The organism is Hydrogenophilus hirschii (genome assembly GCF_054656675.1).
Genome location: NZ_BAAHXQ010000003.1, coordinates 1 through 18,218, shown reverse-complemented (window position 1 = coordinate 18,218; position 18,218 = coordinate 1). Strand labels below are relative to the sequence as shown.

Here is an 18,218-nt window from a genome sequence, read left to right as displayed (position 1 = left end):
AGAAGGGAAGGGTTATGTTTTCGCTCACTGGTTCGATCGTGGCAATCGTCACGCCGATGTTGCCTGATGGGGCGATCGATTGGACCCGCTTCGATGCGCTGATCGATTGGCACATCGCGGAAGGGACCGATGGGATCGTGGTGGTGGGGACGACTGGGGAGTCGCCCACCGTGTCGTTCGATGAGCACGTGCAGTTGATCGAACGGGCGGTGAAGCATGCGGCAGGCCGGATTCCGATCATCGCGGGCACGGGCGCGAACAGCACCGAGGAGGCGATCTTTCTGGCGCGTGCGGCGAAACGTGCCGGGGCGGATGCCCACCTTTCGGTGGTGCCTTATTACAACAAGCCGACCCAAGAGGGGCTATACCGCCATTTTCGCGCGATTGCCGAAGCGGTGGATCTGCCGCTCATTCTCTACAACGTGCCGGGGCGGACGGTGGCGGATCTCAGCAACGACACCGTGGTGCGTCTGGCCGAGATTCCCAATATCGTCGGGATCAAGGATGCGACGGGGAGTATCGACCGCGCGTACGATCTCTTCGAGCGGGTGCCGGACGGGTTCCTCTGTTACACCGGCGATGACCTGACTGCGTTGCCGTTCCTGCTTTTGGGCGGCAAAGGGGTGATTTCGGTCACGGCGAACGTGGCGCCGCGCGCGATGCACGAGATGTGCGTGGCGGCAATGAGCGGCAACGTGGCCGAGGCGGTGGCGATCAACCAGAAGCTCTTGGGGCTGCATCGGGCGCTTTTCTGTGAGGCGAACCCGATTCCGGTGAAGTGGGCGTTGGCGCAGATGGGGCGAATCGCCGACGGGATTCGGCTGCCTTTGACGCCTTTGAGCAGCAGCAATCAGGAGCGGGTGCGCGCGGCGTTGGCGCGTGCGGGTATCGCGGTAGGCGCGTGAGTTTGGTTGGAAAGGAAGCGCAAATGGCGCAACAGGTGGTGGCGAGTGGGACGTGCGGCGTGAGCGCGGCGAAAACGGTAGCGCAGCGTGGTGCCGGTGTGGCGACAACTGCGGCGCGGTCCGGTCAGGGGCGCGGTACCGTGCAGCGCTGGGGAGTGGGGCTCCTTGCGGGGCTGTTAGGCGCTGCGGTGAGCGGCTGTTCGTCGTTTTCGCCGAACGAGTGGCTGGAGAAAAAGAGCGAGATCGACTACAAGAGCGAAAAGCGCTTGGAGCGGCCGCTCGAGGTGCCGCCCGATCTGATCAATCCGGCGCAAGGGGAGCGCTTCCAGTTGCCGACGCGGCGTGGTGCGACGTCGCTCTTGGCGTATCAGAGCGAGCGGGTGCAGCCAGGGAGCGCGGCGGCAGCGGCGGCATCTGGGGTGTTGCCGGAGCAGCCGGGGATGCGCATCGAGCGGGCTGGCGATACCCGCTGGTTGGTGGTGCAGGCTGCACCCGATCAGTTGTGGCTGAAATTGAAGGACTTTTGGCAGCAGCTTGGGTTCACGTTGGCGGTGGAACGCCCCGATTTGGGGGTGATCGAGACCGATTGGGCCGAGAATCGGGCGAAGATTCAAGACGACATCATCCGCCGCACCCTTGGCAAGGTGTTCGATTCGCTCTATTCCACCGGTGAGCGGGACAAATTCCGTACCCGGATCGAGCCGGGGAAAAATCCGGGCGAGGTCGAGGTCTATATCTCGCACCGCGGGATGGTCGAGGTCTACGATTCGGCGCAGAAGGATCACACGGTGTGGCAGCCGCGTCCGGCGGATCCGGAGCTCGAGGCGGAGATGTTGCGTCGATTGATGGTTTTCCTTGGGGCGCAGGAAGAGGCGGCGAAACAGATGGTAGCTGGTGCGGTTTCGCAAGAGCGCGCGCTGCTCCATCTCGATGGTCAGCGGGCGGAACTCGAGCTGCGTGATGGCTTCGACCGGGCGTGGCGGCGCGTGGGGTTGGCGCTCGACCGGCTGGGCTTTTCGGTGCTGGAGCGCGATCGCCGCGCGGGTACCTACCTTGTGCGCTACGACGATCCGGCGGTGGTGGCCGAGGAGGAGCGCAAGAGCTTCTGGTCGCGGCTGGCGTTTTGGCGTGACGACAAGAGGCCGAAACTCAACAGCGAATACCGGGTGCGCGTAGTGGGCGCGGGCGAGCAGAGCCGCGTGGTGGTGCTCGACGAGTCAGGCAATGCGGTGAACGACGCCACCGCGAAGCAGATCTTGGAAATGCTCTACGAAGAGCTGCGTTGATGGGTAAAGCGCGTTCGTCTGCGACCGCGCCGGTCGAGCGCGCGGCGGTGGCGTCGCTTGACCTCGAGGGGCGGGGGGTCGCGCACGTCGATGGCAAGGCGGTTTTCATCAGCGGGGCGTTGCCCGGGGAGGTGGTGCGTTTCGTCCGTACCCGTGAACGGGCCAGTTACGCGCAAGGCGAATTGGTTGCGGTGGAGCGGGCTTCGTGTTGGCGGGTGACGCCGCGCTGCCCCCATTTCGGGGTGTGTGGCGGGTGCGCGATGCAGCATTTCGATGCCTCCGCGCAGGTGGCTGCGAAACAGCGGGTGCTCGAAGACACGCTTTGGCATATTGCGCGGGTGCGGCCAGCGCAGGTGTTGCCGCCGCTTTACGGGCCGTACTGGGGGTATCGCCATCGGGCGCGCATCGGCGCACGACTGGTGCCGAAGAAGGGGGGGGTGCTTGTCGGTTTCCGTGAACGGAATTCGAGTCATATCGCCGATATGCGCTCCTGCCACGTGTTGCCGCAACGCGTCTCGGTGCTGTTGCCCGAGCTGCGGCGGTTGATCGGTGGGTTGTCGTGTCCTGATCGGATTCCGCAGATCGAGTTCGCAGCAGGCGACGATGGGACGATCGTACTGGTCTTTCGCCATCTGGTGCCCTTGACGGCGCAAGATGAAGCGATGTTGGCCGCGTTTGGCCGCACCCATGAGGTGGCGGTCTGGGTGCAACCGGGTGGGCCGCAGACGATGGCGCCGCTCACCGCCGCGGATGACCGGACGTTGGCATATCGCCACCCGGAATTCGACGTCACGCTGACCTTTTTGCCGAGCGACTTCACCCAGGTGAATCCGCAGATCAACCGGGCGTTGGTACGGCGGGCTGTGCAGTGGTTGGCGCCGCAGGCTGGAGAGCGCGTGGCCGATTGGTTCAGCGGTTTGGGCAATTTCACGCTGCCGATCGCGCGTTCGGGCGCGACCGTGGTCGGGGTGGAAGGTTCCGAAACGATGACGCAACGCGCTGCGGCGCTAGCGGACGCGCATGGGTTGGGCGGCAATACGGCATTTTATAGTGCGAACCTCTTCGAGATGACCGAAGCGGCGCTCGCGGGGTTCGGTCGCTTCGATAAATGGCTGCTCGATCCACCACGCGATGGCGCGGCGGCGTTGGTGAAGGCGATCACCCCTGAGGTGGCGCCCACCCGCATCGTCTATGTCTCCTGCCATCCGGGGACGTTGGCGCGCGACACGGCGATCTTGGTGCACGAAAAAGGCTATCGTCTTGTGGCAGCGGGGATTGCGAACATGTTCCCGCACACGGGGCATGTGGAGTCGATGGCGGTTTTCGAGCGTGCGTAAGGGGTGTGCATCTCGGGCGCCGGTCGTTGGAAGTGGCGGGCGGCGGTAGATTCTGCTCTGGTTAAACCGCTCTATGAGTCGGCGCTGGGTGCGGCACCTTGATCCCAAACGCGGTGAAAGCGTTGCAGGCGCGGACGGTAGGTGCCGACTTCGAGCCGCACGCTGATGCCGGGCGCGGCAAGGGTTTCGGAGAGCATCGAGACCGAATCACTGGTGATCGCGCGTTGGACGGTGAGCGCGAGGATCGCGAGGTAGGGGTTTTCCCCTTCGCCGGTAAAGGGGGGTGGACTCCCAGGGCAAATTGCGGCCAGGGACTGAGCAAGCCACGCTCGGGTAGCAGCGGGGGTGCGCCGGGCGGTGGTGGCAAAGAGCGTGGCGCCTGCTGCTCGTGCCTGTTCCAGCCAGGCTCGAATCGCTGTTCGCGCCAGCGCTTCGTCCCATTGGACCGAGCGGCTGGGGCCGCCAACGATCAGTCCCCACCACGGTTTGGGGTAGGGCGCCCATTTCGGTTGCCAAATGGCCGCAGCGTGTGCGAGCCGTTCCGGGGTGATGCGGTGTAGCGCAAAGGGGGTGGGGACGACGTTCGCGCCGCGGATCGGGTCGTGGGCGGGGGCGACGATGAGGTCGAACTGAGCGCAGAGCGTGCGCGGGTCTTGGACGTAGATGACTTTGGGCCGGGTGGGCGCGGCGCGTTTGAGCCACAGGACAGGTGCGATCACGCGACGGCCGCACGCGACGATGAGCCGGGGTGGCGCAGGGGTGTCTGTTTGCGGCCACGCGTGGAGCGCGGGTAAGTCGAGCGCGTGCGGCGAGGCGCACTCTGCTTGTTGCGGTGGGCCTTCCAGGTAGCGGCACAAGGTTTGCCAAGCGGTGGCATATGGCGTGGTGTCGCGGCGGCGCGGGAGCGCGTGGCGGAGCAGCCAGGTGAGCAGCAGCGCGCAGGCAGGCCAGCGGCGCCAGGGCGGCGCCAAAGGCCACACCCATTCGGTATAGGGGGTATCGAGCGCTTCAGCAAGGCCAAGCGCCTGCGCCCGCATGCCCGCTTCGCCGCTGGTTACGACCCAGAGCGGTGTGTGCCCGCGAAACGGGGTGAGCGCCGCGAGGAGTTTTGGATCCGCGGTAGCGCGGTAGCCCTGCCATTGGGGGGCTGCAGGGATGAGCGTCATGGGTTGGACAACGTCAGCCGCCGCGGTTGGGGAAGAGCCGCCAAAGCAGGAGGAGGATCGCCCCCATTTGGCTGAGCCAGAAGAGAAAGCTCCATTTGATGAGCGATGCCTTGCTTTCGGCAATCGCGGTCAGGGTTTCGCTGCGGGTGCGTTCGGAAGCTTGAACGATTTCGAGGCGAACTTGCTCGATCTCTTTGGTGAGTTTGAGCTCGGTGGCTTTGAGTTCGGAGCGGACTTGCTCGACTTCGAGCCGAACCTGCTCGATTTCTTTGGTGAGTTTGAGTCGAACCTGCTCGATTTCTTTGGTTAGGTTGAGTCGAACCTGCTCGATTTCTTTGGTGAGCTTGAGTTCGGTAGCTTTGAGTTCGGAGCGGATTTGCTCGACTTCGAGGCGAACGTCTTCGATTTCCTTGGTGAGTTTGAGCTTGGTGGCTTTGAGTTCGGAGCGGACTTGCTCGACTTCGAGCCGAACCTGCTCGATCTCTTTGGTGAGTTTGAGTTCGGTTTCTGAGAGGTGGCGGGTGGTCACCAGGTAGTCGAGGTGGGGGTAGCGGTTTTCGAGCGCTTCGAACGCTTCCGCAATGATGCGGGCGCGGGCGGTTTCGTCGGGTGCCAGACGCAGTTTTTCGTAGAGGTCGATTACGGAGATCATCGCGGTAACGGTGTGCGGGAGGCTGTGACGCCAATTATAGCCACTCTGGGGAAAAGTAGTGACGTCACACTGGGGAAAAGTGGTGCAGTGCCGCGAAAGGGTGCGGTGCGTGAGCGGAAGAACGCGGCGGGTTGCTAGGTGGAAGCGGTGCGCGTGGCGTTCGGGGCAGTTGCGGCCAGGAGCTGCGCGTAGCGGGAGCGGTTTTGCGAGAGCGTTGCGTGGGTTCCGGTTTCGACGACGCGGCCCGCTTCCAGAACGACGATGGTGTCGGCGCGTTCGATGGTCGAGAGGCGGTGGGCGATGACCAGGAGGGTGGTGTGGTGGCGCAGTTGCTCTAGCGCTTCGTGCACCGCGGCTTCCGTTTCGCTGTCGAGCGCCGAGGTAGCTTCGTCCAAAATGAGGAGTGGGGCGCGTTTGAGGAAGGCGCGCGCCAGCGCGATCCGTTGGCGCTGGCCGCCCGAGAGCTGTGCGCCATTTTCTCCGATCGGGGTATCGATGCCGTGCGGCAGTGGTGCGACGAATTCCCAGGCGTGCGCGGCTTTGAGCGCAGCGATGATCGCGTCGCGGGGCACCGGTTCGTTACCGACGCCGAGCGCGACGTTTTCCGCGATGGTCCCAGCGAGCAGGACCGGGGCTTGCGGGACGTAGGCGATCTGGCGGCGCAGCGCCGCACGTTGCCATTCGGGAAGCGGTACGCCGTTGAAGGTGATCGTTCCGGAAGTGGGGTCGGCAAAGCGTAGCAGCAGTTGGACGAGGGTCGATTTTCCGCTTCCAGAGCGTCCGATGAGCGCGGTGAACTGGTTGGGACGGAGTTCGAACGTGATCGTTTCCAGGGCGAGCGTGGCGGCGTTGGGATAGCGATAGGAGACGTGGTCGAACGCGACGTGGGCGCCGCGACGAGGTGTGGCGTCGAGAAGTGTTGCGGCAGCTACGGGGGGTGTGGACGCGTTGGGTGTGTGCCGGTCGAGAACCGGGGCTGGGGCGAGCGCGTCGGCAGCAGCGCTGGGGGCGCGCGGGTCGGCGGCGAAGGTGGGGGGAGGGGAAACCGTTGATGCGGCTGCGGGTGGTGGCGCTGAATGGGGCGGCGCGTAGTGGCCCGTTTCGGGTTCGGGCGGGGTGTCGAGGAGCTGGAACGCGCTTTCGGCGCCCGCCAGGCCGCGTGCGAAGCGGCTGCCGACTTCCGAAAGTTGCCGCAACGGTTTGGGCAGGAGTCCCGCTGCCGAGACGTACGCGACCAGTTCGCCGACGGTGGCGTCGCCGCGCAGTTGCAGGACGAGCCAGAGCACGACGCCCATCGCGGTGAAGGTGAGGAGCTGGGTGAACGCGGTTTGCCGAGCGGCGATGCGCGCGAGACGCTGTTGTCGCGCCTCTTCGGCGTCGTTCGCGGCAGCGAACCGTTCTTGGATGCGGGTTTCTGCGCCGAACGCGAGCAGGTCGGAGATTGCGCGCACCGTTTCGGTGGCAAGCCCGGTGAGTTCGCCAACGGCTTCTTGCAGTGCCCGTGCCGCTTGGCGCAGCCGTTTTTGGGTGTGGCGTACCACGAGCGCGATGAGCGGCAGGACGATGAGGAGCGCAAGCGTCAACCGCCAGTTCGACCACAGGAGGTAAAGGAGGAGCGCGAGCACGGTGAGTCCTTCGCGGACCAATACGCGCACCGCGTCGGTGACCGCGGTGGTGGTCATCGTGACGTCGTGGGTGAGGCGCGAGATGGTTCGGCCGCTGTCGTGGTCGCGAAAGTAGGCGATGGGAAGCGTCAGGAGATGGGCGAAGAGGTCGCGGCGCAGGTCATGGACGACGCCCGCAGCGACCTTCGCCATGCCGTATTGGCCCAAGAAGGTGCCGATTCCTTGCCACAGCGCGACGGCAACGAGAATGAGGGGAATCCACGGCAGCAGGTTGACGCTTTCACCCCAAGGCAGGGTGACGCGCGCGAGTTGCGGGTCGGTAAGCCCGTCGACGAAGTATTTGAGGGCAACCGCAAGCATCGGCTGACCGCTGGCAAAGAGCAGGAAGCCGACGAGGGCGATCGCCCACGCACCGTAGTAGGGGCGGACGTAGCGCCACAAGCGGCGGTAGAGGGCGAGGTCGCGATCGGGGACGGCGTTCAATGGGCTTCGTCCCAGTTGGCGCCGATGCTGACGTCGACGACGAGCGGTACGGCGAGCGGTTCGATCGCAAACGCTGCCGCGTGGCGGTCGGCAACGCCTTCCATCTGTGTTTTGACGAGGTGCGCGACCGCCGCGCATTCGGCTTCCGGCGCTTCGACGAGGAGTTCGTCGTGCACTTGCAGGACGATGCGCGCGTGGGGGTGGCGTTCAGCGAGCGCTGCGGCGAGGTCGATCATCGCGAGTTTGATGAGGTCCGCCGCGGTGCCTTGCATCGGGGCGTTGATCGCGGCGCGTTCGTCGGCGGCGCGCACACCGGCGTTGCGGGAATGGATGTTGCGCAGCCACAGTCGGCGGCCGAAGAGGGTTTCGACGTAGCCTTGCTGTCGCGCCTGTTCGCGGGCGCGTTCCATGTAGCGGTGCACGCCGGGGTAGCGGGCGAAGTATTGCGCGATGTAGGCTTCGGCCGCTTTTTTCGAGAGACCGAGCGAGCGCGCAAGTCCTGGGGCGCCCATGCCGTAGATGAGTCCGAAGTTGATGGTTTTCGCCAGGCGCCGTTCGTCGGCGGTGACCGCTTCCGGCGGTTTGCCGCGGAGTTCGGCGGCGGTGTGGCGGTGGATGTCTTCGCCGTGGCGAAACGCAGCGATCAGCGTTTCGTCGCCGGAGAGGTGGGCCATGATACGCAGTTCGATTTGCGAGTAGTCGGCGGAAAGGAGCCGGTAGCCCGGTTCGGCGACGAAGGCGCGGCGAATGGCGCGCCCTTCGTCGGTGCGTACGGGGATGTTCTGCAGGTTGGGTTCCGAAGAGGAGAGTCGCCCGGTGACGACCGCCGCTTGTGAGAAGGTGGTATGGACGCGGCCGGTCTTGGGGTCGACCATGCGCGGGAGTTTGTCGAGGTAGGTGTTCTTGAGTTTTGCCAGCCGCCGGTGTTCAAGGAGTGTGGCGATGAGCTGATATTCCCGCGTGCTGGGGTCGAGCCGTTCGGCTAAGAGCGCAAGCGCCTCTTCGCTGGTGCTCGCCTGGCCGGTCGCGGTCTTTTTCGGGGGTTTGAGGCCAAGTTCCGAGAAGAGGAGTTCGCCAACCTGTTTGGGGGAGGCAAGGTTGAAGGGGCGGCCCGCGAGTTTCGCGGCGCGGGTTTCGCATTCCGCGATTTCGGCGGCGAACCGTTCCGATTGGGCGGCCAACTGCGCGGTGTCGATTTTGACGCCCGCCGCTTCGATGGCGGTGAGCACTGGGACGAGCGGTCGTTCGATCCGGGTATAGACTCGGTTGCGCTTGGCGTCGGCTTCGAGTTGCGGGCGCAGGTGGTGGTAGAGCCGCCAGGTGAGGTCGGCGTCTTCGGCTGCGTAACGGGTGGCGACGGGGAGTTCGACGTCGGCAAACGAGATCGCTTGTTTGCCTTTGCCGCAGACCGCTTGGTAGGTGAGGGGACGAAGGTGGAGTTCGCGTTCGGCAAGACGGTCGAGGTCGTGTTCGCGGTCGCTGGCGAGCACGTAATCGATGAGCATCGTGTCGTCCGGTGTTCCGGCAACCGGCATGCCGTGGGCGGCCAGAACGTGGAGGTCGAATTTGGCGTTTTGCGCGACTTTGGGCGCCAATGCGTTGGCAAACCACGGGGCGAGCGCGGCGCGAACCGCATCGCGCGGCAGTTGTTCGGTCGCTTCCAGGCTGCGGTGCGCAAGCGGGAGGTAGCAGGCGTCTCCTTCGGCAAAGGCGAACGAGATGCCGACCAACGCGGCGTTGCGGGCGTCGAGGCTGGTGGTTTCGGTGTCGAACGCAACGACCGCTTGGGACGCGGCGGCGGCCTGTAGCCGGTGAGCGAGGGCGTCGAGCGCTTCTGGGGTGGTGATGGTGCGGTAGCGGGCGCGGCGCGCTTCGGCGGCATCAGATGGTTCGAGTGCCGGTTCCGGCAGGTGGTGGGCGGTCTCCTGGTGAAGGGTGCCGTGCGCCGCGCTGGTTTCACGGGGAACCGCGTCAGCAGCGGTGGCGTCGGGGTTGGTTGAGGGGTGGGCGGAGGTTTCGCTGCCGGAAGGGGCAGGGTTGGTATCGGAAGGGTTGGGCGCGGCGCCAAGGTGCGCTTCGAACTGTTTGGCGAGGGTGCGGAATTCGAGACGTTCGAACCAACGGCTGAGGGCGGGCCAGTCGACGGGGCGGGTGGCGAGGTCGTCGAGGGTGAAGGGCAGCGTGAGATCGCGTTTGACGGTGGTGAGTTCGCGTGCTTTGGGGAGCCATTCGCGCGCGGCACGGAGGTTTTCACCCACCTTGCCGCCGATTTCGTCCGCATGGGCGATGAGTTCGTCGAGCGTGGCGTATTGGTTGAGCCATTTCGCAGCGGTTTTGGGGCCACAGCCTGCGACGCCGGGGATGTTGTCGACGCTGTCACCGACAAGCGCGAGGTAGTCGGGGATTTGTGCTGGCGTGACACCGAATTTGGCGACGACGCCTGCTTGGTCGAGCGTTTCGTTGCGCATGGTGTCGACCCAGAGGACACCGGGAACAACGAGCTGGGTAAGGTCTTTGTCGCCGGTGGCGATCACGACTTCCCACCCGCGGGCACGCGCTTGCGTGGTGAGGGTGGCGATGACGTCGTCGGCCTCGACACCTGGCTCGACGATCAGTGGCCAACCCATGAGGGGGACGAGTTGGTGGAGCGTTTCGATCTGGGCTGCGAGCGCTTCCGGCATCGGCGGGCGGTGGGCTTTGTATTCGGCAAAGAGTTCGTCGCGGAACGTGGGCCCGGGTGCGTCGAAAACGCACGCGCGGTATTCGGCAGGGAAGCGGGCTTCGAGCTTGGTGAGCATGGTGACGACGCCGCGGATCGCGCCCGTGGGTTCGCCTTGGGCGGTGCGCAGGTCGGGCAGCGCGTGGAAGGCACGGTAGAGGAAGCTGCTGCCGTCGACGAGTACGAGCCGGGTCATGAGTCTTCTCGCGTCACTCTCTTTTTGCTGGCCGTTAGGGTAGCATAGCGGTTGTCGAAGAGGAGTGATGCGGACGATGTCGCTGCGAGACAAGGTGCCTGTCGGGGTCGATGATCCCAAAGATATCATGGAGAATGGCCGCGAGGCGTGGCGGTTGTTGGGGATTTTGTCCGAATTCGTCGAAGGGGCCGAGCGCCTCTCGCCGATTCGCCCGGCAGTTTCGATGTTCGGCAGCGCACGGTTGGCGCCGGAGCATCCTTATTATCAGTTGGCCGAACGTATCGCACGCAAACTCTCCGATGCGGGATTTGCGGTGATTTCCGGCGGTGGGCCGGGGATCATGGAAGCGGCGAACAAGGGGGCCTTTTTCGGTCGCAGCCCGTCGGTTGGGCTCAATATCCAGTTGCCGCACGAACAGCACGCCAATCCTTATCAGGATGTTTCGCAAACGTTCCGCCATTTCTTTGCGCGCAAGTACATGTTCGTGCGTTTTGCGTCGGCGTACGTGGTGATGCCCGGGGGGTTTGGGACGCTCGACGAGCTCCTGGAGGTGATGACGTTGATCCAGACCGGGAAGAGCCGCCGGATTCCGGTGATTTTGGTGCATCGCCCGTTCTGGCAAGGTTTTTTGGATTGGCTCGAAGCGAAGCTCGCGGGAGAGGGGATGATCGACCCGGACGATCTGCTGATTGCGCAAGTGATCGATGATCCCGATGCGATCGTCGCGGCGATTTTCAAACATTACGAGACCCGTGGCTTCGAACCGTTGCCGCACGAGCGGCAGTTGATGTTGCAGTTGTGAGGGAGTATTGCGATGCGGACTGGGAAGGTGTTGTTGGTGGGCGCGTTGCTGGCGATCGTGGGCGCATGGCAGGGGGCTGTGGCCCAAATGGCGCAGGGTGGACAGCAAAGCGAGCGCGGAGCCGAGCGCGACGTGGGGGGGCGTGACCGTGGTGAGCCGCCCGTTTTTGCCGACGCACCGCCACCGCCTGCGATCCCTGGGCCGATCACCGAAGCGGATCTGGTCGAGCCCGAGGTGGTGATTCGGCAGGAAGGGGAGAATACGGTGACCGAATACCGTGTGGGTGGTAAGGTGTATCTGATGAAGGTGGTGCCTGCACGCGGTGAGCCCTACTATTTGGTGGATAAGAGCGGGGATGGCACCTTCGAACGGCTGCCGGGCGGCGCGCATATTGCGCCACCGATGTGGGTGATCAAGCAGTGGCGGTGAGGTGGTGCGCGGTGACGGTTTCGGGTTGGGATTGCACCGTGTTGGCGCGGTGAGGTTTGCGGATTTTTTCGCCAAGTGGCAACGCGTTGTCGCTTGGTGGCGGAATGCTGGGCGTTCAGAACGACTGGCGGCGGGGCTCTTTTTTTGGGCGACGGCACTGGTGTGGGCACAGCCGCTGCCCGGTGGTCCGCGGTTGCCTTTTTTCCTTTTGCTTGGCTTTGCGATGGGCGCGTGGTGGCATGCGCGGGGTGACCTTTGGCGGCCACCCGCTGCCAAAGGGACTGCGGGGAGTCTCTTGGTCTTCGCGCTTGTGCTGGTGCTTTCCGTCATCGGTGCGCCGCAGCCGGCGATTGGGTGGAGCTATGCGCTGGGCATGAGCGGGTTTGGGGTGGCTTCCGCGGCGCTGGTTTGGGCTGCGCGCCGGTTGCCCAGACCCTCGTTCTGGTTGGGATGGGGGGTGCGTGCGGGATTTCTGTTTTTGTTGGGCGATGCGTGGCTCCAGTGGTTGGTCGGTCGAGACCTGTTCGGGGTTCCGTATCGCGCATCCTATTTCGAGGGACGGTTGCTAGGCCCATTTGCCGATACGTTGAAGTTACCGGTGCTGCTCGCGCTGCTCTTTCCGGTAGCCGTCTGGCCATGGCGCGACCGGATGCGTGTGGCGTTGCCATTGTTGCTCGCGACGGGGTGGGTGGTGTTGCTTTCGGGCGCGCGCAGTGCGTTGGTTTTGCTGATGTTGGCCGCGCTTCCGGTTGTCTGGCGGTGGCCGCGACGCGTGCGGGTGGGGCTGTTGGGTGTCGTGGTGTTGGGGGTTTTTGCGGCGGTTGTGGTTTCACCTGCTTGGCAGAAACGGATCGAAAACAGTGTAGACGGTTTCGTGGCACTACGGCAAGCAAAAGAATCCGCTGCTACCGAAGAAGGGCTCAATCGGATTCTTTCCCAGCGATGGGAGTTGTGGCGCAACGCGACGCGCATGGGGGCTGCAAACCCGTTTTTCGGTGTTGGGACAAAACAGTTCCGCTATGTGTACGCCGACTATGCCGATGAAGGGGATCTCTATCTGCATGCAGATCCCTACCATGCGCACCACCTCTACCTGGCGCTTTGGGCGGAGCTCGGCGGTGCCGGGCTTCTCTGGTTCTTTGTCATTGCGGGAAGCATGTTCGTCGCTTTTCGCAGGGCTTCTCCGGAGGCGCGGGCGCGTGCTGCGCCGTGGGCAGCGGCACTGGCGGCGTACGCGTTTCCGGTGCAATCGCAACCGGTGTTGCTCAATGTCTGGTGGTTTCCCGTGATCTGGTTGTGCTGGATCGCTTTTTGGGTGGCACTTACCGAGTCGGATCGAGCGGAGCAATCTCAACAAAACGGGCAAGGAGAGCCGCCAATTGTCTCCGAATCGTTGTTTCGTTGAAATGGCGTAGGAAGGTGGTGCGCGCTGCTTCACCCAGGCGCTGCCAGTGCGCGGGAGCCGAAGCGGCCAGTTCTGTCAAGCATCGCGCCAGAGCGTTCGGATCCGCTGCGGGAACCCAGAGAAGGCCGCTCGCGGTTTCTTGGATGACGGGTTCAGGATAGCTGGGCGCTTGTCGCGTCACCACCGGCCTGCCGCTCGCAAGCCCCTGAAAAACCTTGTTGGGAATCACCCGTTCCGCTTTGGGCGTTGCACCGAATATGCCCAGGACGAAGTGGGCTTGCGCGATTCGCTCCGGTAGCGCGTCATAAGAGATCGGGGGCACGAAGGTGAGGGTGAGTTTCGGCGGCAGCGGCGCGTCGTGGGCGAGCGCTTGGCAGCGTGCAAGCAGCGGGCCGTCACCGATCAGGGTGAGCCGAAGTGGCGGCCCCTGGTAGCACTGCGCAGCGGCGACGATCGTTTCCGGGCCGTGCAGCGGCAGGAAGCTGCCCCAAAAGAGCGCTTCGGGACCCGCTTCGGGATTTGGAGGAAGTGGGGTGGCGCGAAAGCGCGCTTCGTCGGCACCTACCCAGATGAGGTGCAATTTTTCTCGAGGAACGGCAAGGGCTTCGTGGAAAAAGTCGGCGTGCGCCGGGGTGTCGACGACAACCGCATCGGCAAGGGAAAAGCATTGTGCCTCCCAGCGGTGGAGGCGCTCAGCGCGGGCACTGCCAGGATCAAATTTTCGCCGTTCGAAAACCTGTTTGTCGTATGCTGAGATCAGCGGGTCGATGATGAGCGGAACGCACCGCGCCCGCGCCCAAGCCGCCGCTGCAGCGATGTCGCGTTGTCGAAACGCCGGTACCCAGACCAGAGACGGTTTGGGGAGGGGGCGAAGTGCAGCTTCCCACTGTCCGAGCGGACTCCAACGGGGGCGAAAGGAGACTACCTGCCAGCCCAGCTCGCCAAAGAGGCGCATGAGGAACGCGTTGCGCGCGTAGTGGGGGTCGAAGCGCCCCCACCAGAGGACCGTGGGGTTCATGGCGCTGTGGTCTGGTTTTGGTCTTGTGGATCGGTGTTCGGGAGGTCGAGGGTAGGGGGAAGGCCCAAACGGCGGCGTTCGGCGTCTTCCCACGCTTTGGCAACGCGAAGGAAGCGCTGAATCGCGTACATGTGGCTGATGAGAACGCCGGTTGCGCCGTTTGCGAATTCACGCCGCAGGAGGTACGACTTCCAAAACGCGAAAAAGGGAAGCAGAAAGAGGGTGAGAGCCGAGGGTTTCCCTTTGCGTTGGCGATATTCCGCCGCGCGCCACGTGGTGGTTTCGTTGATTTTGGCAAGGTGATGGGTGAGCGAACGAAAGGAACGGTGCCAGACGAAACCCTTGAGGTGCCCAACGGTGCCGCTGCGCACGACCACCGAATCGTGCACGGGGTGGGGTTTGAAGCCGGCGCGGCGACGGTCGTAGAGGCGGATGGGGTGGTGAAACGCGGTCCAGGGGTGGCCCATTTTTTGGGTGGGGTAGATCGGGAGGATGGGGACGGTGTAGGCGGCGTGCTCGGGTTCGCCCGCGTGAAAGTGCGTTTGGATCTCAGCGGCGAGTTCGGGACTCACGGCTTCGTCGGCGTCCAAATTGAGGATCCAATCGTTACGGCACGCGCGTTCGCCGAAGACCTTCTGCGGCCCATAACCTTCCCATTGACGAACCAGGACCTTCGCGCCGAGGGATTCGGCGACCGCAACGGTAGCGTCTTCGCTGCCGCTATCGACGACGATGACCTCATCGACCCAGTCGCGCACGCTCGCGATTGCTGCAGGCAGGCGGTCGGCTTCGTTTTTGGTGATGATGAAGACTGAGAGGGGATGTGACATACGCGCAGTGTTGATTTGCTACAATTACATTCATCCTGAATCCGTGGTCACCAAAGTCGAAACCTTTCCTGTGAGCTGTCCGGCATGAAATTTTTGCCGGACAGACCGATTCATTGTCATGCCGACCATCTTTTCGGGGGTGATGGACCCGTATTTGCCCGCAAAAGTCGGCCTTGTCGGGACGGCGTTACGTCATATTGCAGCTTTCAGGCGAAGGGCTACCTTCCACCGCAGCGGAATCCGTCCTTGGGGTGGGTTTCAGCCCGACCATCGTCATGGCGATGCCGCTCGCAACAATCGCTGCTGAAGCGCGACGAACACCTGCACATGGCCGGCAAATCCGCGGCCAAAGTCGAGAATGAGTTTTCTGGCATGTGCCACAAACTTCGCCGCCCGGTACATGATCTCCTGCAACACCGTCTTGAGCCTTCTGCGCTTGGCCGGGTGGCGAATGGGCGCAATCTCGCCGGTCAGGCCCAATTGGCCAAGGAGGCGCAGGCAGTTGTAGGCGAATGCCCCCAGATGCAGGATCACGTCGTTGGTGTCGAACTTGCCCGACGGCAACCGTTCCAGATCAAGGTCAGATTTGATCTCGGCATGGAACTGTTCGTGTGTGCCGTGATACCGGTAGTGCTCGATCACCTCCACAGCCGGCAGGGTGAGGCTCGTCCACCAGCCTTCGATCTCAATGTCCGGCACCAGCAGGTGTTGTCCCTTCTTGTCGATGGTGCGCTCGGTCACCCGCACGATCAGCCGGAAGGTGCGCTTTTGTTTCTGCCAGGCGCGCTCGACCTGGAGGTCGAGAAGTCCCACCCGCTTGCCTGGTCGGGTCACTTCAAAGGCGTTCGCTTCCTCGGCCCGCTTGACCCAGGCCGTTCTGTCCTGCTTTCTTGGGTTCCACTTCGTGACGAATTCCAATACGCGCCCATCACGCGCCCAGGCGTCGCGTTCTTCCGCTTTGGCGAACAGCAGTCGCGCGCTGTCAAAGCCGCTGTCTTCGACCATCAGGACGGGTTGATCCGCCCTGACCAAACGCTTGACCCGAGGAAACGCCCGTTCGTAGAAGTACTCGGTCTCGAGCGCCGAATGCCAGTTCCCGGCACGCAGTTCCAGTCCCATGTTCCAGCCTTCGTTGCCCAGGTAGCCCGCAATCGGGCAATAGCCATCAACGCCTTGGTAGGTGTGGCCGACGTCCTCCTTCTTGGTATCGCTGTTGTCCATGACGAAGGTGTCGATCTCGAAGCGCACGAATCCTTTGTGCGGCGTGATCGGCGCTTTTGTCCTCTCCAGCAGGCGCACCGACAGCTCGTCCGTCCGCTCCCGCAACTCGCCGGCCTTGGCGTCGAGTCGCTGGCGCATCCAGGCACTGCTCGGCACCTTCGACAGCCCCAGCGCTTCCTTGAAGAAGCGATCCTGCCGAAACGGCTCGATGGCTTCGAAGTCGCTCTTGCCCAGACTGAGCAAGCCAGTCATCGCCTTGACCAAGTCGGAGGTCTTCATGCCTTGCGATACCGGCAAGCGCGGATCGATCACGGCTTCCACCTGCGCCGCCTCGCAGCATTGCCCAATCAGCGCCAGGCCGGAGTAAGAGGTCAGATTCAGCTTCGCGGATTGACGGACTTCAAAGCGGGGCATGATCAGTTGGGTGAAGAAGGAAGATGCCGTATTCTATCAATAAATCATATGGTTGCAATTGATCGGGGACAGGTTTCCCACGGATTCAGGAGATGTACAAAGACTTGGTCAGGCCAGGTGGCTTGATCGCCTTTCATGATATTGTAGATAATCAACCGTACGAAACGAATCAGGTCCAATTTTTTTGGAAGAAATTGAAGAAAATAGCAGACGTTGTGGAGATCATCGAAAATCCAAACCAAACTGGATTTGGGATCGGTGTATTACGCGTTCCTGCAGAGGGGGCGCCAGATCTTCATTGATTGCATTTGTCCGGAAGTCCCCACGTTTTTGGGCAGCCGAGCAGCAGCCAGACGAGCTGGCTCCCGTATCCGATGAGTCGTTTGCGAATGCGGGGGACACAACCCAAAGTCACAGCGAATAGGGTCAGTTGTCCCAAGGTGTTGAGCACGACGCGCACCACTCGATTGATCGTGACGGTGGCGGCCAAGAGCGGGGGCATGGTTTTGCGATAGTAGAGGAGGCGCGAACGAAGCGCCTCGATTTGGGCCTCAGTGCGCACCGCTTGCGTCGAATGGCCTTTGCGGTGCGTGACGGATACAGCGGGATCGAGCGCGATTTTCCAGCCGTGACGGCGCATGCGGACGCACCATTCCGTTTCTTCGAAATAGAAGAAAAAATCGGGGTCCATGGGCCCAACCGCGTCGATTGCCGTGCGCCGTGCTGCGATGCAGGCACCGACGATCGTTTCGACGGGTAGGAGTCCATTGGTGTCGGGTGTCGGCGTGACCCGTTTGCGGCGTCGCAACCCGAGTTCGCTGTGCCACGTTGGCGCCGGGGCGAAGCTGCGTTGCAAGCTGCCGTCCGGCGCGACGAGTTGGGCGCCGATGAGTGCGAGCGCAGGATCTCGGACGAAATCTTCGGCAAAGCGATCGAGCGCGTTGGGTGGCAGTTGGGCGTCGTTGTTGAGAAAGAGCACGTAATCGCTGGGCATGGTGTTGAGCCCTTGATTGCAGGCACGCGCGTATCCGGCGTTGCAGCCGTTTGCGATCACAGTGACTGTAGGGAATTCGCGCGCCAAAACGATCAAAGAGTCGTCAGTGCTCCCGTTGTCGACGACCACGAGATGGTCGTCGTCGCGCATCGCGGCCAGCGCGGCGGTGACGGTTTCGCGCAACAACGCTGCTCCGTTCCGGTGAACGACGACGATGAGAAAGCGTTTCACAGACACGGTACCGACCAATCGCCCTGGGACGTTATGGCGATTCTACCCGCTCTGCCAACCGCCGATACAGGGCGAGCGTTTCGTGCTGCATCGCGGCGAGCGTGAAGCGTTCCGGGAGCGGTTGGGTCACCGGTGGCAGCGTACCGTCGAGCGCGGCGCGGATCTGGCGGGCAAGCGCGGTTTGGTCGCCCACGGCAACCGACCCTTCGGGGTAGATCGCCGCGAGTTGCTCGGCAACGCCGCCGTGATGGTAGCCGATGACGCGCGTACCCAGGGCCAGCGCTTCCAGAGTGGTGCGCCCAAACGCTTCGGGGTCGGTGGAAAGCGAGAGGACGACGGTGGAGGCGGCCAGGATGTTTTTGAGATCGGGGCGGTCGCCGGTGAGGGTGACGTGGTTTTCCAAACCGTGCGCGCGGATGGTTTGTTGCAGCTCGGCGACATAGTCGCGCCGCCGTGCGTCGTAGCCGCCCACGAGCAGCGCGTGCGCGTCCGGGTGGCGGGCGAT

The 18,218-nt window shown here is 63.4% G+C and carries 16 protein-coding genes; 7 read left to right on the top strand and 9 right to left on the bottom strand.

The window, feature by feature from the left end:
* The first annotated feature begins 14 nt into the window (after window positions 1-14).
* The 3 genes from dapA to rlmD are packed head-to-tail and all read left to right on the top strand — an operon-like array spanning window position 15 to window position 3,528.
* The gene (dapA, locus tag ACYQ4Z_RS09025) at window positions 15-905 is read left to right on the top strand and encodes a 4-hydroxy-tetrahydrodipicolinate synthase (RefSeq protein ID WP_119335878.1); all 891 of its coding nucleotides are present in this window, start codon (window positions 15-17) and stop codon (window positions 903-905) included.
* A 23-nt stretch (window positions 906-928) separates the two neighbouring features.
* Window positions 929-2,191, top strand: coding sequence for an NlpB/DapX family lipoprotein (gene bamC / locus ACYQ4Z_RS09020; protein WP_459860778.1), 1,263 nt, complete (start codon window positions 929-931; stop codon window positions 2,189-2,191).
* Window positions 2,191-3,528 carry a 23S rRNA (uracil(1939)-C(5))-methyltransferase RlmD gene (rlmD, locus tag ACYQ4Z_RS09015; protein ID WP_438438397.1) on the top strand — a complete coding sequence of 446 codons (1,338 nt, stop codon included), beginning with the start codon at window positions 2,191-2,193 and terminating at the stop codon, window positions 3,526-3,528. The genes bamC and rlmD overlap by 1 nt, the downstream gene beginning before the upstream one ends.
* A 71-nt stretch (window positions 3,529-3,599) precedes the next feature.
* Here rlmD and ACYQ4Z_RS09010 read toward each other — a convergent pair whose 3' ends face one another.
* The 4 genes from ACYQ4Z_RS09010 to polA form a co-directional block, all read right to left on the bottom strand.
* Window positions 3,600-4,694, bottom strand: coding sequence for a mitochondrial fission ELM1 family protein (locus ACYQ4Z_RS09010; RefSeq protein WP_459860777.1), 1,095 nt, complete (start codon window positions 4,692-4,694; stop codon window positions 3,600-3,602).
* A gap of 13 nt (window positions 4,695-4,707) precedes the next feature.
* On the bottom strand, window positions 4,708-5,346 hold the full coding sequence (locus ACYQ4Z_RS09005; RefSeq protein ID WP_459860775.1) for a DUF1640 domain-containing protein: 639 nt from the start codon (window positions 5,344-5,346) through the stop codon (window positions 4,708-4,710).
* 134 nt (window positions 5,347-5,480) lie between these two features.
* A complete protein-coding gene (locus ACYQ4Z_RS09000; RefSeq protein ID WP_459860773.1) occupies window positions 5,481-7,454 on the bottom strand; it encodes an ABC transporter ATP-binding protein in 1,974 nt (657 codons plus the stop codon).
* On the bottom strand, window positions 7,451-10,369 hold the full coding sequence (gene polA / locus ACYQ4Z_RS08995) for a DNA polymerase I (RefSeq protein ID WP_459860771.1): 2,919 nt from the start codon (window positions 10,367-10,369) through the stop codon (window positions 7,451-7,453). Before polA ends, ACYQ4Z_RS09000 begins: the two co-directional genes overlap by 4 nt.
* Before the next feature lie 76 nt (window positions 10,370-10,445).
* Between polA and ACYQ4Z_RS08990 the strand changes: the two genes are divergently transcribed.
* From ACYQ4Z_RS08990 to ACYQ4Z_RS08980, 3 genes are read left to right on the top strand one after another with little or no spacing between them, the layout of a single operon-like run.
* On the top strand, window positions 10,446-11,171 hold the full coding sequence (locus tag ACYQ4Z_RS08990; protein WP_119335871.1) for an LOG family protein: 726 nt from the start codon (window positions 10,446-10,448) through the stop codon (window positions 11,169-11,171).
* A gap of 12 nt (window positions 11,172-11,183) precedes the next feature.
* Window positions 11,184-11,600, top strand: a complete 417-nt coding sequence (locus tag ACYQ4Z_RS08985) for a DUF2782 domain-containing protein (RefSeq protein WP_459860769.1) — start codon at window positions 11,184-11,186, stop codon at window positions 11,598-11,600.
* A gap of 49 nt (window positions 11,601-11,649) precedes the next feature.
* Window positions 11,650-13,005 (top strand): O-antigen ligase family protein, encoded by a 1,356-nt coding sequence (locus ACYQ4Z_RS08980; protein ID WP_459860767.1) that lies wholly within the window; start codon window positions 11,650-11,652, stop codon window positions 13,003-13,005.
* On the opposite strand, the gene ACYQ4Z_RS08975 is transcribed toward ACYQ4Z_RS08980, so the two are convergent.
* The 3 genes from ACYQ4Z_RS08975 to ACYQ4Z_RS08965 all read right to left on the bottom strand — a co-directional run bounded on the left by ACYQ4Z_RS08975 (window position 12,923) and on the right by ACYQ4Z_RS08965 (window position 16,488).
* The gene (locus tag ACYQ4Z_RS08975; protein ID WP_459860765.1) at window positions 12,923-14,023 is read right to left on the bottom strand and encodes a glycosyltransferase; all 1,101 of its coding nucleotides are present in this window, start codon (window positions 14,021-14,023) and stop codon (window positions 12,923-12,925) included. The two genes, ACYQ4Z_RS08980 and ACYQ4Z_RS08975, sit on opposite strands and share 83 nt — an antisense overlap.
* Window positions 14,020-14,853, bottom strand: a complete 834-nt coding sequence (locus tag ACYQ4Z_RS08970) for a glycosyltransferase family 2 protein (protein ID WP_459860763.1) — start codon at window positions 14,851-14,853, stop codon at window positions 14,020-14,022. Before ACYQ4Z_RS08970 ends, ACYQ4Z_RS08975 begins: the two co-directional genes overlap by 4 nt.
* Window positions 14,854-15,126: 273 nt before the next feature.
* Entirely contained in the window at window positions 15,127-16,488 is a 1,362-nt protein-coding gene (locus tag ACYQ4Z_RS08965) for an IS1380 family transposase (protein WP_169116535.1), read from the bottom strand.
* A 92-nt stretch (window positions 16,489-16,580) separates the two neighbouring features.
* Here ACYQ4Z_RS08965 and ACYQ4Z_RS08960 point away from each other — a divergent pair, with 92 nt between their 5' ends.
* Window positions 16,581-16,790 (top strand): hypothetical protein, encoded by a 210-nt coding sequence (locus tag ACYQ4Z_RS08960; RefSeq protein ID WP_459860761.1) that lies wholly within the window; start codon window positions 16,581-16,583, stop codon window positions 16,788-16,790.
* Here the strand turns inward: ACYQ4Z_RS08960 and ACYQ4Z_RS08955 are convergent.
* A complete protein-coding gene (locus tag ACYQ4Z_RS08955) occupies window positions 16,784-17,713 on the bottom strand; it encodes a glycosyltransferase family 2 protein (protein WP_459860759.1) in 930 nt (309 codons plus the stop codon). The two genes, ACYQ4Z_RS08960 and ACYQ4Z_RS08955, sit on opposite strands and share 7 nt — an antisense overlap.
* Before the next feature lie 31 nt (window positions 17,714-17,744).
* Window positions 17,745-18,218, bottom strand: a 474-nt coding sequence (locus ACYQ4Z_RS08950; protein ID WP_459860757.1) for a glycosyltransferase, incomplete at its 5' end; no start/stop codon positions are given.

What these genes read in the sequence shown, in the direction of transcription:
- dapA (WP_119335878.1), top strand. Translation starts at nt 15, where the DNA reads ATGTTTTCGCTCACTGGTTCGATCGTGGCAATCGTCACGCCGATGTTG.
- bamC (WP_459860778.1), top strand. Translation starts at nt 929, where the DNA reads ATGGCGCAACAGGTGGTGGCGAGTGGGACGTGCGGCGTGAGCGCGGCG.
- rlmD (WP_438438397.1), top strand. Translation starts at nt 2,191, where the DNA reads ATGGGTAAAGCGCGTTCGTCTGCGACCGCGCCGGTCGAGCGCGCGGCG.
- ACYQ4Z_RS09010 (WP_459860777.1), bottom strand. Translation starts at nt 4,694, where the DNA reads ATGACGCTCATCCCTGCAGCCCCCCAATGGCAGGGCTACCGCGCTACC.
- ACYQ4Z_RS09005 (WP_459860775.1), bottom strand. Translation starts at nt 5,346, where the DNA reads ATGATCTCCGTAATCGACCTCTACGAAAAACTGCGTCTGGCACCCGAC.
- polA (WP_459860771.1), bottom strand. Translation starts at nt 10,369, where the DNA reads ATGACCCGGCTCGTACTCGTCGACGGCAGCAGCTTCCTCTACCGTGCC.
- ACYQ4Z_RS08990 (WP_119335871.1), top strand. Translation starts at nt 10,446, where the DNA reads ATGTCGCTGCGAGACAAGGTGCCTGTCGGGGTCGATGATCCCAAAGAT.
- ACYQ4Z_RS08985 (WP_459860769.1), top strand. Translation starts at nt 11,184, where the DNA reads ATGCGGACTGGGAAGGTGTTGTTGGTGGGCGCGTTGCTGGCGATCGTG.
- ACYQ4Z_RS08975 (WP_459860765.1), bottom strand. Translation starts at nt 14,023, where the DNA reads ATGAACCCCACGGTCCTCTGGTGGGGGCGCTTCGACCCCCACTACGCG.
- ACYQ4Z_RS08970 (WP_459860763.1), bottom strand. Translation starts at nt 14,853, where the DNA reads ATGTCACATCCCCTCTCAGTCTTCATCATCACCAAAAACGAAGCCGAC.
- ACYQ4Z_RS08965 (WP_169116535.1), bottom strand. Translation starts at nt 16,488, where the DNA reads ATGCCCCGCTTTGAAGTCCGTCAATCCGCGAAGCTGAATCTGACCTCT.
- ACYQ4Z_RS08960 (WP_459860761.1), top strand. Translation starts at nt 16,581, where the DNA reads ATGTACAAAGACTTGGTCAGGCCAGGTGGCTTGATCGCCTTTCATGAT.